Origin of the sequence: Neorhizobium petrolearium (assembly GCF_017873175.1) — a bacterium.
Lineage (GTDB): Bacteria > Pseudomonadota > Alphaproteobacteria > Rhizobiales > Rhizobiaceae > Neorhizobium > Neorhizobium petrolearium.
In genome coordinates this window covers 360,886-374,190 of the sequence record NZ_JAGGJW010000004.1, presented here as the reverse complement: position 1 = coordinate 374,190, position 13,305 = coordinate 360,886, and the positions used below count along the sequence as shown (strand labels likewise).

At 62.6% G+C, this 13,305-nt stretch carries 15 protein-coding genes and 2 pseudogenes; 10 read left to right on the top strand and 7 right to left on the bottom strand.

Going from position 1 to position 13,305, the window contains the following annotated elements:
- The first annotated feature begins 163 nt into the window (after nucleotides 1-163).
- Complete coding sequence (locus J2046_RS10225; RefSeq protein ID WP_210051455.1) at nucleotides 164-598, top strand: Ros/MucR family transcriptional regulator; 435 nt, start codon at nucleotides 164-166, stop codon at nucleotides 596-598.
- Nucleotides 599-707: 109 nt separating this feature from the next.
- Here the strand turns inward: J2046_RS10225 and J2046_RS10220 are convergent, their stop codons facing one another.
- Complete coding sequence (locus J2046_RS10220) at nucleotides 708-851, bottom strand: hypothetical protein (RefSeq protein WP_210051446.1); 144 nt, start codon at nucleotides 849-851, stop codon at nucleotides 708-710.
- Nucleotides 852-906: 55 nt separating this feature from the next.
- On the opposite strand from J2046_RS10220, the gene J2046_RS33790 reads away from it, so the two are divergent.
- Complete coding sequence (locus J2046_RS33790) at nucleotides 907-1,329, top strand: helix-turn-helix domain-containing protein (RefSeq protein ID WP_233469656.1); 423 nt, start codon at nucleotides 907-909, stop codon at nucleotides 1,327-1,329.
- On the top strand, nucleotides 1,322-2,122 hold the full coding sequence (locus tag J2046_RS10210) for a DUF6456 domain-containing protein (protein ID WP_210051444.1): 801 nt from the start codon (nucleotides 1,322-1,324) through the stop codon (nucleotides 2,120-2,122). Before J2046_RS33790 ends, J2046_RS10210 begins: the two co-directional genes overlap by 8 nt.
- 75 nt (nucleotides 2,123-2,197) lie before the next feature.
- Here the strand turns inward: J2046_RS10210 and J2046_RS10205 are convergent, their stop codons facing one another.
- Both J2046_RS10205 and J2046_RS10200 read right to left on the bottom strand, forming a co-directional pair.
- Nucleotides 2,198-2,620: a SufE family protein gene (locus tag J2046_RS10205; RefSeq protein ID WP_210051435.1), complete on the bottom strand. Its 423-nt coding sequence runs from the start codon at nucleotides 2,618-2,620 to the stop codon at nucleotides 2,198-2,200.
- Between the two features lie 188 nt (nucleotides 2,621-2,808).
- The gene (locus tag J2046_RS10200; RefSeq protein WP_210051632.1) at nucleotides 2,809-3,255 is read right to left on the bottom strand and encodes a DUF5330 domain-containing protein; all 447 of its coding nucleotides are present in this window, start codon (nucleotides 3,253-3,255) and stop codon (nucleotides 2,809-2,811) included.
- A gap of 512 nt (nucleotides 3,256-3,767) precedes the next feature.
- On the opposite strand from J2046_RS10200, the gene J2046_RS10195 reads away from it, so the two are divergent.
- The 3 genes from J2046_RS10195 (at nucleotide 3,768) to J2046_RS10185 (ending at nucleotide 6,613) form a co-directional block, all read left to right on the top strand.
- On the top strand, nucleotides 3,768-5,285 hold the full coding sequence (locus J2046_RS10195) for a sensor histidine kinase (RefSeq protein WP_210051631.1): 1,518 nt from the start codon (nucleotides 3,768-3,770) through the stop codon (nucleotides 5,283-5,285).
- Complete coding sequence (locus J2046_RS10190; RefSeq protein WP_210051433.1) at nucleotides 5,257-6,171, top strand: peptidoglycan-binding domain-containing protein; 915 nt, start codon at nucleotides 5,257-5,259, stop codon at nucleotides 6,169-6,171. The genes J2046_RS10195 and J2046_RS10190 overlap by 29 nt, the downstream gene beginning before the upstream one ends.
- A 97-nt stretch (nucleotides 6,172-6,268) precedes the next feature.
- Nucleotides 6,269-6,613: a DUF1491 family protein gene (locus J2046_RS10185; protein ID WP_210051423.1), complete on the top strand. Its 345-nt coding sequence runs from the start codon at nucleotides 6,269-6,271 to the stop codon at nucleotides 6,611-6,613.
- A 10-nt stretch (nucleotides 6,614-6,623) separates the two neighbouring features.
- Here the strand turns inward: J2046_RS10185 and J2046_RS10180 are convergent, their stop codons facing one another.
- Nucleotides 6,624-7,670 (bottom strand): DUF2336 domain-containing protein, encoded by a 1,047-nt coding sequence (locus tag J2046_RS10180; RefSeq protein WP_210051422.1) that lies wholly within the window; start codon nucleotides 7,668-7,670, stop codon nucleotides 6,624-6,626.
- 687 nt (nucleotides 7,671-8,357) lie between these two features.
- Between J2046_RS10180 and J2046_RS10175 the strand changes: the two genes are divergently transcribed.
- Complete coding sequence (locus J2046_RS10175) at nucleotides 8,358-8,534, top strand: hypothetical protein (RefSeq protein WP_210051412.1); 177 nt, start codon at nucleotides 8,358-8,360, stop codon at nucleotides 8,532-8,534.
- A 38-nt stretch (nucleotides 8,535-8,572) separates the two neighbouring features.
- On the opposite strand, the gene J2046_RS10170 is transcribed toward J2046_RS10175, so the two are convergent.
- Entirely contained in the window at nucleotides 8,573-9,163 is a 591-nt protein-coding gene (locus J2046_RS10170) for a DUF1254 domain-containing protein (RefSeq protein WP_210051410.1), read from the bottom strand.
- Nucleotides 9,156-9,743 (bottom strand): DUF1214 domain-containing protein, encoded by a 588-nt coding sequence (locus J2046_RS10165; protein ID WP_210051399.1) that lies wholly within the window; start codon nucleotides 9,741-9,743, stop codon nucleotides 9,156-9,158. The genes J2046_RS10170 and J2046_RS10165 overlap by 8 nt, the downstream gene beginning before the upstream one ends.
- Nucleotides 9,744-9,863: 120 nt before the next feature.
- On the opposite strand from J2046_RS10165, the pseudogene J2046_RS10160 reads away from it, so the two are divergent.
- Nucleotides 9,864-10,148: pseudogene (locus J2046_RS10160) on the top strand (type II toxin-antitoxin system RelE/ParE family toxin).
- Nucleotides 10,120-10,426, top strand: a pseudogene (locus tag J2046_RS10155) (HigA family addiction module antitoxin). The pseudogenes J2046_RS10160 and J2046_RS10155 overlap by 29 nt, the downstream one beginning before the upstream one ends.
- A gap of 2 nt (nucleotides 10,427-10,428) precedes the next feature.
- Here the strand turns inward: J2046_RS10155 and J2046_RS10150 are convergent.
- The gene (locus tag J2046_RS10150) at nucleotides 10,429-12,654 is read right to left on the bottom strand and encodes a transglycosylase domain-containing protein (protein ID WP_210051390.1); all 2,226 of its coding nucleotides are present in this window, start codon (nucleotides 12,652-12,654) and stop codon (nucleotides 10,429-10,431) included.
- 179 nt (nucleotides 12,655-12,833) lie between these two features.
- On the opposite strand from J2046_RS10150, the gene J2046_RS10145 reads away from it, so the two are divergent.
- On the top strand, nucleotides 12,834-13,295 hold the full coding sequence (locus J2046_RS10145; protein WP_210051379.1) for a YcgN family cysteine cluster protein: 462 nt from the start codon (nucleotides 12,834-12,836) through the stop codon (nucleotides 13,293-13,295).
- Nucleotides 13,296-13,305 lie beyond the last annotated feature (10 nt).

The window sequence follows — 13,305 nt, the reverse complement described above, 5'->3', positions numbered from 1 at the left end:
AGCAATATCCGGTGAAAATCGCTTTTCTTCCGCATGAAGCTTAGGGGTAGGCTTCGGTCTAAGGACGATGTGGGGGTTTTGGGGTTTCTTCGGGAGACTCTGCGAACGGTCGGGTGCCGCGGAGGTCGCGGGCCTGCCGGTCACTTACAACAGGAGACAGGAAATGACAGACATCGCATTGGGCAAAGGCCAGGACCTGCTGGTTGAACTGACAGCAGATATCGTGGCTGCCTATGTGAGCAACCACGTGGTCCCCGTCGGCGATCTTTCGAACCTCATCGCCGATGTGCATTCGGCGCTGAGCAACACGTCCTCGCCGGCTCCGGTTGCGACAGCCGTCGAAAAGCCGAAGCCGCCCGTTCCGATCAAGAAGTCCATCGAAGACGACTATCTGATCTGCCTCGAGGATGGTCAGAAGTTCAAGTCGCTGAAGCGTCACCTCATGACCCATTACAACATGACTCCGGAAGAATACCGCGAGAAATGGGGTCTGCCGGCCGATTATCCGATGGTAGCCCCGGCTTACGCGGAAGCGCGCTCCAGACTCGCCAAGGAAATGGGGCTTGGCCAGCGCCGCAAGCGCAGCAAGGCCGCCTGAGCCGGGACATACGCTGGTTGGCCAATTGGGAAAAAGCCAATCCCTCCGATGGAGACCGATCGTAACTCGACCGGAATTGGGATTTTGTACCCGGAAATGCGAATGCGGATCAGGACCGGGCTTCCAGGCCCGGTTTTTCCTTGCGGAAGGCAGAGGGGAATGGAGAGAGGAAAAAAATCCCATTTTCTTTCTGGCGCTTGTCAAAAATATCAATAATTTCAGCGATAGGTTGCAGGCACGCAGTTTCTTGCATCCCCGTGTTTGCTCTAAGGTGTATGAATTAATTCCTATTTGTGAGGGAATTTGTCATGCCTTTGGAGAAACATTTCGAGTCTTTCGTCCCGCCGCCCGGCCGCTTGATCGCTGCCTGTGCCGCTAGTCGTTCCCCTGGGATTCCCGCCAGCCTGCCGCTCAGGAATGTGTGCCGGATCGTCCGCCAGATGGTCGGCGAACTTGTGCCGCTGTTCGGTGACCGGGTGATGTTGCGCCGGGACCGGAGGCGCCTTTCATGCCATGTGCGGCAGATCGCCATGTATGTCTGCCACGTGGTGCTGCGGATCTCGATGAGCGATATCGGCGAGGCCTTCGGCCGCGATCGCACGACCGTCGGCCATGCCTGCCATGTGGTCGAGGATCGCCGCGACGATCCCGCCTTCGACGATTTCGTCTCGGCGGTGGAGCGGATCGTCACGGTCGTCTTCGGCATGTCGGAGGTACCGGCCCATGAATGAGAGGAAGCCCGATCCATCGTTTGGAAAGCAGCTCCTCAGATTGATCCGCCAGCTCGCCCGCGGCGAATGCGCGGTCGAGGCGGCGGAAGGTGGCGACATGCGGGTAACCGGTGGCGGGGAACGGCTTTATCCGCAAGCCGTGATTGCTGAGGCCCGGTCGCTCGGGCTGGCGCAGCTTTCAGGCAACCGGCTTATGGCAAGTGCCGAGGCATCGGCCTTCCTGCGCCGGGCCCTGGTCACGGGCGGGGAGGCGTTCATCGAGCAGCATGGCGAGATGGTTGCCGCCACCGTCGAGGTGGAAGGTGCCCGCCAACCGGTCCGGCGCAATCTTCTGGAATCGCCGCTCGGCGCGGTGGCGCGGATGAAGGATCGTGAGGGCAAGCCTTTCCTGCAGGTCGAGGCGATCGAGGCCGGCGAACGGCTGCTTGCCGATTTCACCCGCGGGCAGTTGCAGCCGCGCGTCACCGCCTCCTGGGAACCGCGTCTATCGAGTCGCGGGAAGGGGCAGGCGGGTGGTCAGGCGGAGATTGCCGACAGCGCCATGGCCGCAAGGCTCAGGTTCTCCAGGGCGATGGATGCCATGGGGCCGGAGCTTTCTGGCGTCGCGGTGGACGTCTGCTGCTTTTCCAAGGGGCTGGAGACGGTGGAGCGCGAACGCCAGTGGCCGGCGCGCTCGGCAAAGCTGATGCTGCGCGCCGCGCTTCTGGCGCTCGCCCGTCATTATGCGCCGCCGCCCGCAAGCCGTCGTCGCAGCCACCATTGGGGCACGGAGGATTACCGGCCGGTGCTGTGATCTTGCTAGGATTGCCCCTCGTCCGCCTGTCGCGGGGGAGCATATATCAACCAGTGAGCAACAAAGAGGGCGGCTCTAAGCGGCTGCCTTCATCCTTGCCTCTTCCCTGATCCGCTTGACCATGGAGCGCAATCCGTTGGCGCGCTGCGAGGAGAGGTGTTCGACGAGCCCGATGCGGTCGAAGATTTCGATCGCGTCGGTCGCAACGATCTCGGAGGCTCGCTTTCCCGAGTAGACGGCGAGCACGATGGCGACGAGGCCACGCACGATATGGGCGTCGGAATCGCCTTTGAATGTCATCACCGGATCAGAGCTGCCGTCTTCGATATGGCTGACCAGCCAGACCTGACTCGCGCAGCCCTGCACTTTGTACTCGGATGTCTTCTTGTCGTCGGGAAGATCGGGCAGTTCCTTGCCGAGTTCGATCACATAACGATAGCGGTCTTCCCACTCGTCGAGGAAGGCGAAATCGTCGATGATCTGGTCGATACTGGCCATGAGCGCTCCGGTTTATCTGCATTTCATATAGGCATTGCAATGCGGGATAAAAGAAAAAAATGCGCCGTGAGGCGTTCATTCCTCACGGCGTCAGCAAAATGCCGAATTGCAGGGCAGGCAGGTCCGGCGCCGGGAAGCGAGGCAATCAGGCCCGGCGCAAGCTTTGAAATTCGTAAGGACGATCCCGTTCAGTGAACCGGGCGTTTCTGTGGTACCGGCACCGAGCCGGTCAGGATGGTGCCGGTGGAGATCGTGTCGGCAGGGGCGGCAGCGGTTTCGGCGGCCTCGGACGGGAAGGGCGTCGGATCCGGATCGGCGAGCACGGCGGTTTCCGGTTCCTTGGCGCCGGACTGCCCGTTTCCAAATTGCTTGTCGAGCAGTTCGAAGGCGACGCGGGCGCCTTCCTTGGCCCTGACCCCGAGTGCCGAGAAGGTTTCTGCGCCCTTTTCGCAGACATCCGGCTTTTCCAGACAGATGGCGCTCACATACTGATAGGCTTCGGTCGCAGCGTGAAAAGCGTCGCCGACCTCAATCGCCGAGACACCCTCGGTCACGGTCACAGGCCGGCTGCTGAAGTAGGAGAGCACCACCAGCACGGCTGCGAACCAGAATGTTCCCTTGATGAGAAACCACATCGTCCTGTCCACCTGTTTTCCCTGCCGGCTTCCGGAGTGATTCCGGGATAGTGCAGGGCCGCCGGGTCTGTGCCGGTCTTGAACATGGTTGTACCGCCCGGAAGCAAATATGGCTTTGACGCAACCGCTCGGTTTTTCGGCAAATTTATCTAAAATTCGATCTATCGGTCCCGCTGCATGACACTTCTGGTGAGCTTGTCTCGAATTTTAGCGGATGATGTTAAGCATAATTGCGGCAGACGCCCGAAAAGCTCTGGGTTTTGCACCCGCTCGATTGCCTCAAAAGTTAACGTCACAGGAAAAATCAAACCAAATCCGTCGCTTACGTCGCGTTAACCACAAGCAGAGAAGGCTTGGCGAAGATGTGCCAAAGTCGGATTTCGGGCTTCGGATGGGCGTTCGGCACCCCATCTTTTATCCTTTCCTTAAGCCGCGGGGGCCTATTGTCCCTCGTGTAAAAACGAGTCTTTTCAGGGTATGGCGTGCGCGTATTGAGTAACATTGCCGACAGGATGGTTCTTCTGGTCGATGAGACCGTGAACCGCTGGCTCACTCGCCTTGGCGAAGGCGAAGTGGCGCGCGCGCAGGAGATTGCGCTCTTCCGCCGCCTGGTCTTTGCCTGCCTCGCAACGCTGGTTGTCGTGCCGTCCGCGCTCACGCTCGTCTTCACCCCCGCGCTGGCGCTGCCGGTCGGCGCCGCACTGGTCATCTCTTTCTTCCTGCTGGCCGTCGCGGCCCTCTTTGCCCTGCCGCGCCATGCGGTTGTTTCCGCCGTCGTCCCGCAGCCGGAGGACATTGCTTTCGAGGCCTGCCCGGGCCTGTCGCTCATCCTCGACCCGCAGGGGCAGGTCATGAAGACGGGTGGACGCGACCGTGACGCCTTTCCCGTCGGCCTCAGCGAGGCTTCGGGCCTGCCGCTTGCCGAATGCGTGCATGTGTCGGACAGGATCGGCCTCGTCCAGGCGCTCGATGCATTGCGCCAGGGGGCGGCAAGTGCGGTTGTCGACATCCGGATCGAGCGGCCTCTCTCGGCCGCCGGCCGACAGTTCCTGCCCGTCCGGCTCGACATGACTGCAATTCGCGATGGCGAGGGGCAGTTCGTGCATGCCTTCGCGCAGGCGCGGGACATGTCGGAAGAGGAAGACCTGCGCGCTGAAGCGGTCGCCCGTGTCGCCGAGGCACGCTCCGCCCATGAGGCGAAGTCACGCTTCCTCGCCGCGGTCAGCCACGAACTGCGCACGCCGCTCAATGCGATTCTCGGTTTTTCGGACGTGCTCGCCGGCGAATATTTCGGCAGGCTCGAGAACGATCGCCAGCGCGAATATGTCGGGCTGATCCGCCAGTCGGGCGCGCATCTGCTCTCGGTCGTCAACACCATGCTCGACATGTCGAAGATCGAGGCCGGCCGCTACGAACTGATCGCCGAACCCTTCGCGCTCGCCGAGGCCATGGAGGCCTGCCGCGCCATGCTCGACCTGTCGGCGCGCGAAAAAGGCATCACGCTGGCAAGCCGCGCCTCCCGGGGCCTTGGCGAAGTGATCGCCGACCGCCGCGCGGTGCAGCAGATCCTCATCAATCTCGCAAGCAATGCCATCAAGTTCACCGAGGCCGGCGGCGCCGTTTCGATCGATGCGGTGCTCGCCGGTGACGACGTGGTGATTTCCGTGAGCGATACCGGCATCGGCATTGCGGCCGAGAAGCTGGAGTTCATCGGCCAGCCTTTCATGCAGGTTGAAAATGCCTATACTCGAAGCTACGAAGGGACCGGTCTCGGGCTTTCGCTGGTCAAGGGCCTGGTGGCGCTGCATGGCGGCCGTTTTTCGATCGCCAGCCGTGCGGGCGAAGGGACCGTGGTGACCGTCTCGCTGCCGGCCGACGGGTCGGGGATCGGAAGCAAACTGGACAAAATCCGGGAGGAGAAAGTCGAATTCCCGCCGCGGCTCAGCAAAGCCCGGCTAACGTCGCAGAAAACGTTCATGATGGACGAACAGGATTTTATCGATGGCCGCGCGGAAGCGAAAATCGCCTGACAGGAGAAAGCCTGTCCAGCAGCCGGGCCTTCTGTCGAGCCTCCTCTCGGCAGCGGGACGCGCCGCTGCGCGCCATCCCAGGCCCGTCATCGGCGTTGCGGCCTTCATCGTCGTCTTCTCGTTCGTCGCTGCCAATGCGCTCTGGTACCAGCCGGGCGGCCATCCCGCGCCATTCCTTGCCACCCGCGATGCCAGCGACCCGAATGCCATCGCCGGCTATCGGCCCGTGCGCCGCGCAACGCCCGAGGAAGTGACGACCTTCCGCATCGAGCGCGCCGATCCGGATGCGCCCGCATCGTCGCCCGCCACAACGGCACCTGAGACCGAATCGGTAGCCGCGCCGCTCTCCGATCCGCTGCCGGTCGCCGTTCCCGCGCCGCGTCCGGAAACAATCCAGAGAGAGGCCCGGGAGGCCGCGCCGCAACCCGCCCCTCAGAAACCGGCTCCGATTGAAACCGCGAAGGCAGCCCCGGCAAAGCCTGCCCGGCCGGCATCCTCGTCGAAGGCGGTGCCCGTAAGCCGCCCGCCGGAAAAGGTTGCTGCTGTGCGCAACGAGGACCCCGTGGCGGCGGCGATCCGCTCGGCGGAGCGCCGCCCCGTGATGAGGCCGCCTGCCGAGATTCCCAGCACCGGATCGACTCCCCGGACGCCCCGGGCAACACCTGTCGCCCAAAAGCCGGCGGCATCTTCATCCTCGGCCGATCTCGTCCTGCAGATCCAGCGCGGCCTGTCGAACATCGCCTATGCGGATGTCGCGGTGGATGGCGTCGCCGGCGAGCAGACCAAGGCCGCCATCCGCCGTTTCCAGAAGCACTACCGCCTCCCGGAAACGGGTGAGCCCGACGAGATGGTGCTGAAGAAGCTCAAGTCGATCGGCGCGCTTTGACGATTGCCTCCTGTGGATCGCGCCATCTCCTGGGGCGGTCCAACCTTTGGTTTATCGCCCCATTTGCCCTTCGCGGCGAACCACTGTAAGACGGGCTATGCGCCTGAAATCCGATATCTTTGTTTCCGCCCTGATCCGCCGTGTCTTCGCACTCGGCGGTTTCGCCGCCGTCGAGAAGAAGGGGGCGGAGGAAGCGGGGGCGATCTTTATCCGCCAGCGGTTCCGCGACGGACTGGAGACACTCTACGCGCCGGCGCCGCAGAACTTCTTCGGCGAGGAGGATGCGGGGCGCAAATTCGAGACGAGGGCGGAAAGGGCAGAACCCGATGCCGTCAGCGAGATGCTGTCGCGCGAACTCCGCTTCGATCCGGATCTCTGGCTGCTGGAACTGGAGACCGACGATGTCGCCGGTCTTTTCGAGGTCGTCAAGCCTGCCGGCTGAAGACAGCGTTTTATCGAACCCGGCGCAGGCCGTGCACCTGCCTGCGGGCGCTCGCCGTGGTGCGGATCACCTGCGGCGGGGCCTCGTGTCCTTCGCCATCACGCGTGTCGGAAGCGACCGGCCGCTGCGGTTCGGCGTAGGTGTAGCGGTCGGCGCGGCGCCAGGCTTCGACACGCCTGCCGCATTCCTCCTCGTCGAGCGCCTCCCACAGCGCCTGTGCCCGGGTCATGCCGCTCTGCGGGCCCGATAGATGGTCGTAGAGCCGCTGCAGGATGCAGATTGCATCCTCGGTCTCCATGGCCACGCCCTTTAGCGTGGTGGCGAGCTGCTGGCCGGAGATATCGAGCATGATGCGCTCCGCGAGCCATCGGCTGGCGGAAAGTGTGTCGGCGAGCACGCTGGCGAACAGGCCGGCCTCACGGTTGCGGGCGAAGCGCACGAGCAGCGCCTCCTGGATCGGCGAAAGGGTGCGAAGCCCGAGCCGGTCCGCGGCCGGCCGGTTGACATGTCCGGCGAGCGCTTTGATGTGCCGGCGCAAATGCTCCTCGCGCGCCAGCCGCTCGGCATCGCCCGTCGCGCCAGGCATCGGTCTCACGGCCGATACCTCCTCGGTACCTCCGCCATTGGCGCTCAGGCGCTTCGCGTGGTCGTAGCGCAGACCGACGAGCGCATCGATGACGGTCGGCGACAGTGCTTCGCGGCTGACGATCGCCCGGGCATGCGCTTCTCCTTGCGTGCGGGCAATGGTGATCAGAGCGTCGTCGGTAAGGCAGGTGGACGAGATGAGGAAGGGAGCCGCGATGGTGATCGGCTGACAGGCGATGAAAAAGGCAACCGCCGGCGGCACGGTCCTGCACTGTGAAAGGGCTGCGACCGCCTCGCGACGGGCCTCTTCGGAGGAAGCGGTAAAGAGCGGGGCGAAGAGTTCGGCGAACTGTCGAAGTTCCGACCGCGACGGATGCGGCAGACTTTCGAAGCTCGTGACGGTGGCCATCAGCACCACATCCTTCTTACGCATGGCCGGGGGCCTCTCAAGGTCGCGAAACTCGTTCGTCACGGGCAAACTCACGTCAACGCAATACAAATCCGGAGGTGCCGCGAAGCATCCAGGCCTGCCTCAAGGCCCGCCTGACGCTTTCATCGTACCTTGCTTAAGTCCCTCAAATCGGAACTCTCCCCATGGCGCCGAGCCGCTCTCACGCAACTGTGAAAACATCCGTCGGAAAGGGAGTGCCCCGGTTTAACCAGATGCTAACTCTCTGAGGGTTAACGGTCAGTGAAAACGGATCGTTTTGATACGTCTGTGATTTTTTGGAGTTCCCTGTTGGTTTGTCATCGCCATGCGCAGCGAGTCAGATCGATGTGTGAACCAATCGGCCGATCGTACGTTTCCACTGCCGACACCAGACATGCACCGGTAGCAAATGCTATTTTAGCATTAACTCACTATTAACGCTGGTCTGGCTGAATTTGCGAAGTAACCGGCGTGTATTGCCGGGATTTCAGGTTCCGGATGGCCTCGCGTTGCAGGGCTCGACCCTGGAGGCCATCCGTCAGGCGACCGGCTGAGGCGGAACCGGCTGCCAGTACGGGAATATCATTGCGCCTTGTTTGAAAAGGTGCTGCAAGGAGAAAGGTGCGGTATGCTCGCGGGTTACCCCTCGGGAAGCACCAGCCCTCAAGGAGGGCAGGGTGAGATCGGTCCGTCTTCATCCGTCTCGAATTCCTGAAAACGGAGACGAGCATGGCAGAGATCGTAGTGCTGAACAGATGGCGGAGCGAGAATATCCGCCGACCACAGATCAGGATCGGCGAGGAAGATGATGCCGGCCGGCTCTTGCTGTTCACCGGGGTGCGTTATGAGCGCTTCGATGACCGGGGAGACCGCAAGGCCGAAAACCACGCCCTTCACGCTGATTAGACCGGTTCACATTCGGGTTAGGCCTTGGGAAAATCAGGTCAGAACCGGCTTCTGGAACGCCACTCGAAGGGCGCACAGGTTGCCTGGGCCAGAAATTGCGAGGCGATATCCGCAAAGCTTGCCTGCGGCACGAGGCTTCTCAGGATCACATAACCTTCCGCCTGCTGGGTTTCCACCAGGATCGACTGCGAGACCGCCTGCGGCAGCGATTTGCGTAGCGTGGTAATCTGCACCGGCGTGGCGATCACCACGTCCAGCATGCCGTCGGCCGATGTCCGGTCGTTGATACTGAAGACCTCGTTGGACGACTGGTCGTAGATGGCAAGCGACCAGAAGGGCACGCCGCCATTGTGAGCCGTCAGCCGCACGGGACCGCTACTGACGTCGAAAGCGCACACGGCAGCTTCCACGAAAGGATCGTCCTTCGAAAGCCCCGCCCGGTCCGGTCGTTCGCCGAGCCGGTAGAAGCGGTGGATATCGCCTTCCGCCAGAACGCGGGTATAGGCGTCCCGCTCACTGAATTCCGGCAGCAGTAGCACGATGACGAGATGCAGGAGTGCTGCGCCGATCAGGCCGGTGACGGAGGCGAAAAGGATCTGCAGCGCAAATCGCGACCGGGGCCTAAGCATTGCCGCACCCGGTTTTTTCCAGCCGCGGCATGGTCAGGTCGATGAGGCCGGAACTGCCGGCAGTTGGCGTATCGAAAAGGGTCAGCGTCAGCCGGAACGAGCCGGCGGCCGGCACGGCGAGCCAGTTTCCGGGCCTGGCGGCCGAGGAAATGGCGATGTCGAAGCTGCCCTCCTCGTCGCGCAGCACGATGCGGGAATTGAGCGCCCTCGGCAGGTCGGAACGGGCAGACGGCGGGGCGGTGCCGGGAGCGCTGGCAAACAGCGTCCAGAAACGCGCCGGCGGCGTATGGCCGGTCAGACGGTAGGAACAGTTCCCGGAAAGCCGGGCGCCCGTCTCGTCGGTGGCGGCGGTGAAGACGAGACCTTCGGCGCTGGCATAGATGAGCTTGCCGGCATTCGCCCGGTGGGATTTCGCATAAGGGTCTGCTTTGGCCGTCTGCACCTCCGGAAAGGCTTCCCAAGGGCCGAGCTTGATGGCGCCGAAGCCGACGGTCGCGTCAAGCGCCACGAGGGTGGACCAGATCCCGCCGCCGAAGGCGATGGCAAGCGCGATCGCGATGAGGAAGGGAACACGGAACACTGGTTTGCTTTGGCCCTCGCTAGCTGTGTCAGAGGGTTAGCATTGATTCTGGCGGGAAGGAATGGGCGGGGTGAAACTTCGGTTATTGCAGGCTATAACGCCATGCGTTGTATATGCTGCATGATCAAGAACTTTGCGGATCGCGAGACTGAGCGGATCTGGTCTCGGCTCGAGAAGCCGCAATTTACCATCGGACATCCAGCCGATTGCGCTCAGAAAACTGCGTTTGCTTAACCAGGCACATGAACTGTCGGACCTGCGGATTTCCCGGGAAATCGCCTCGAGGCTCTGAGGGGGGATCGCGCGGACCAGTTTTCCATCCGCATCAATGATTAATGGCGTATTTGTTTCATCTGGACCGAAGGAGGGCCTGCTTATGTCGAAATCGTCGACTATCACGACTGAGGCCGAATGGCTCCACAACCTGCATCCCGGAGAAATCCTGCTGGAGGTTTCTGAATCCCATGGAACTCAGTCAGAACGGGCTGGCCCGGGCCATTGATGTGCCGCCGCGCCGCATCAACGAGATCGTGCTTGGCAAGCGGGCGATCACCGCCGATACCGATCTGAGGCTCGCCCGTTATTTCGGGATATCGGAAGGCTTTTTTCTGGGCCTTCAGGCGGATTACGACCTTATGCAGCGGCGCCGGGAACTCGGTCGCATCCGGCCCCGCGCCGCCTGAACCTACCGCCGCAGCTCCCCGCTGACCGGCGTTATGACCGGTGCGCCCTTTGCCGGTTCCGTTTCACCGACCACGCCCCCGGCGTCGGCCACCTTGGTGCCCACCGGCGCGAGCGGGCCGGCCTTCTTCAGGTTTTCGCCGATCTGCCTGAGGATGCGGGTGGATTCGGCCGAGAGCGAGCGTGGCCGAACGAGCACGAGGCCGGGCTCGCCATCTTTCTTTGCTACTTCCGTACCCTTGTGGCCGCCGGTCGGCAGCGGGTTTTGGATGCCGGGTATGGCCCGGAGCTCGATGCCCTGATGGGCATAGTCCATCAGCGTCTTGAAGGTCATGGCCGGCAGCGAGCCGCCCGTCATGTTGTGCATCGGCGTGAAATCGTCGTTTCCGTACCAGACGGCGGTCGTGTAATTGCCGGTGAAGCCGATGAACCAGGCATCGCGGTAGCTCTGCGAGGTGCCGGTCTTGCCGCCGGTCACGATGCCGCCGTCAAGGGCCGCCCGTCGGGCCGTGCCGATCACCGGGATCTGCGTCAGGATGCGGTTCATGGACGAGGTCGCCTGTTCCGAAAGCACGCGGCTGGCCGGCGGTTCGTCGCGGTTGAAATCGTATAGCACATCGCCGTCATAGCTGAGCACCTGCGCGATGCCGTGGCGGCGTGATTGCATGCCCCCTGCCGGCATCACCGCATAGGCCGTCGCCTGGTCGAGCACGGTGACTTCCGACGTGCCGAGCGGGATGGTCTTGTCGGTTCTGAGCGGAGTCTCGATGCCCATCTTCTTGGCGGTCGCAACGATCGCTTCCGTGCCGAGATAATCCTTGGCGAGCCGGACCGGCACGGTGTTGTACGACTGGGCCATGGCGGTGAGCAGCGTCACCTTGCCCTTGTAGGATCTGCCGTAGTTTTGGGGCGACCAGCCGCGCCAGGTGATCGGTGCGTCCGAGATGACCGATTCCGGCGTGAAGCCGTTCTCCATGGCGGTGGAATAGGTATAGAGCTTGAAGGAGGAGCCCGGCTGGCGAAGTGCCCGGGTGGCGCGGTTGAACTGGCTCTCGCCATAGTCGCGCCCGCCGACCATGGCGCGCACGGCCCCGCCGTTCTCGATCATCACCAGAGCGCCCTGCTTCGCCTTGTAGCTTTCGCCATATTCGCGCAGGCTGGTTTCCACGGCGGATTCCGCCGCCTGCTGCAGGCCGGTGTCGATCGTCGTGCGCACGATGACGGAATGCTCGCGGAACTTGCCTTCCGTCGCGAGCCGCTGCACCTCGTCGAAGGCCCAGTCGAGGAAATAGTCGGGTGCCTTGACGTCCGCCCGGTCGACCACGGTGGCCGGATTGCGGCGGGCCGCGATCACCTGGCCTTCACTCATAAGCCCGCTCTGGACGAGATTGGAAAGCACCTCGTTGGCGCGGCCGCGGGCAGCCGGCAGGTTGACATGCGGCGCATATTTCGCCGGTGCCTTGAAGAGGCCGGCGAGCATGGCGGATTCGGCAAGGTTCACTTCGGTGATGTTCTTGCCGAAATAGAATTGCGCCGCGGCGGCCGCGCCGAACGTGCCACCGCCCATATAGGCGCGGTCGAGATAGAGCGACAGGATTTCCTTCTTGGACAGGTTCGCCTCCAGCCACAGCGCCAGGAAGGCTTCCTTGATCTTGCGCTCGATGGAGCGCTCGTTGGTGAGGAAGAGGTTCTTGGCGAGCTGCTGCGTGATGGTCGAACCGCCCTGCACGACGCCGCCTGCCTTGGCGTTTTCGCTGAGCGCGCGGGTGAGCCCGATGAAATCGATGCCGAAATGGTCGAAGAAGCGGCGGTCTTCGGTTGCGAGCACGGCCTTGATGAGATGGTCGGGCAGTTCGTCGACCGGGACGGAATCCTCATGGATGATGCCGCGGTGACCGATGGTATTGCCGTAGCGGTCGAGGAAGGTGACGGCGAAATCGCCGCGATTTCGCCAGTCTTCCTTGGTTTCCTCGAAGGCGGGTTGCGCCAGCGCAAGAAGAACGACAAAACCGGCGGTGCCGAGCGTCATCGCCTCGCCGGCGAGCTCGAAGCCGATGCGTTTGAAGCCGCGGACGCGGAATTTGCGGGAGAAGATGGTGATCTCCTCCCAGATTTCGCCGAGCGTGAAGCCGAGATTCCAGACGGTGGAATCGATCCAGGAATCGATGCGCAGCAGGAAGTGGCGCTTTCTGCGCGGCCTGTCGTCGGGTGACTTTGGCTCGTCCTGCACCGTGGATTCCCCCGCCCGTTTTCAATGAGATGTGCTTGACGCCGCCCCATGAAGGGATCAAAGGCATGAGCTCTCACCGTTATTCAGCAATAGCTGACAAATGGTTTAAGCGCGATAGTCAAATCGCAACAGGTAAAGGGCGAGATGGACGATTCGTTCCATGTTGCCGTGAAAGTGATATGACGGAAGAACCTTTCTGGAAGACGAAGCGGCTCGATGAGCTGAGCGGGGAGGAATGGGAAAGCCTCTGCGACGGCTGCGGACTCTGTTGTCTTAACAAGCTGGAGGACTGGGACACGGGGGACGTGGTCTTCACGTCCGTGGCCTGCCGGCTCCTCGACGGGGAAAGCTGTCGTTGCAAGGATTACGACAACCGTCAGGCAACCGTGCCGGATTGCATCCGGCTGACACCCGACACGGTCGACGAGATCGCCTGGCTGCCGCCCACCTGCGGCTACCGGCTGATGCGTGACGGCGAGGACCTCTACTGGTGGCACCCGCTCGTCTCCGGCGATCCGGAGACCGTGCATCTCGCCGGCATATCCGCCCGCGGCCGAACGGTCAGCGAGGCGGATGTCGATGTCGACGACTTCGAAGATTATCTGGTCGACTGGCCGCTGACGGTCGGGGAAAACGGCTGACCACGTCGTG

Bases quoted from the DNA above. Each gene is read 5' to 3' on its own strand.
- J2046_RS10225 (WP_210051455.1), top strand. From the start codon at position 164: ATGACAGACATCGCATTGGGCAAAGGCCAGGACCTGCTGGTTGAACTG.
- J2046_RS10220 (WP_210051446.1), bottom strand. From the start codon at position 851: ATGCAAGAAACTGCGTGCCTGCAACCTATCGCTGAAATTATTGATATT.
- J2046_RS33790 (WP_233469656.1), top strand. From the start codon at position 907: ATGCCTTTGGAGAAACATTTCGAGTCTTTCGTCCCGCCGCCCGGCCGC.
- J2046_RS10210 (WP_210051444.1), top strand. From the start codon at position 1,322: ATGAATGAGAGGAAGCCCGATCCATCGTTTGGAAAGCAGCTCCTCAGA.
- J2046_RS10205 (WP_210051435.1), bottom strand. From the start codon at position 2,620: ATGGCCAGTATCGACCAGATCATCGACGATTTCGCCTTCCTCGACGAG.
- J2046_RS10200 (WP_210051632.1), bottom strand. From the start codon at position 3,255: ATGTGGTTTCTCATCAAGGGAACATTCTGGTTCGCAGCCGTGCTGGTG.
- J2046_RS10195 (WP_210051631.1), top strand. From the start codon at position 3,768: ATGGTTCTTCTGGTCGATGAGACCGTGAACCGCTGGCTCACTCGCCTT.
- J2046_RS10190 (WP_210051433.1), top strand. From the start codon at position 5,257: ATGGCCGCGCGGAAGCGAAAATCGCCTGACAGGAGAAAGCCTGTCCAG.
- J2046_RS10185 (WP_210051423.1), top strand. From the start codon at position 6,269: ATGCGCCTGAAATCCGATATCTTTGTTTCCGCCCTGATCCGCCGTGTC.
- J2046_RS10175 (WP_210051412.1), top strand. From the start codon at position 8,358: ATGGCAGAGATCGTAGTGCTGAACAGATGGCGGAGCGAGAATATCCGC.
- J2046_RS10170 (WP_210051410.1), bottom strand. From the start codon at position 9,163: ATGCTTAGGCCCCGGTCGCGATTTGCGCTGCAGATCCTTTTCGCCTCC.
- J2046_RS10145 (WP_210051379.1), top strand. From the start codon at position 12,834: ATGACGGAAGAACCTTTCTGGAAGACGAAGCGGCTCGATGAGCTGAGC.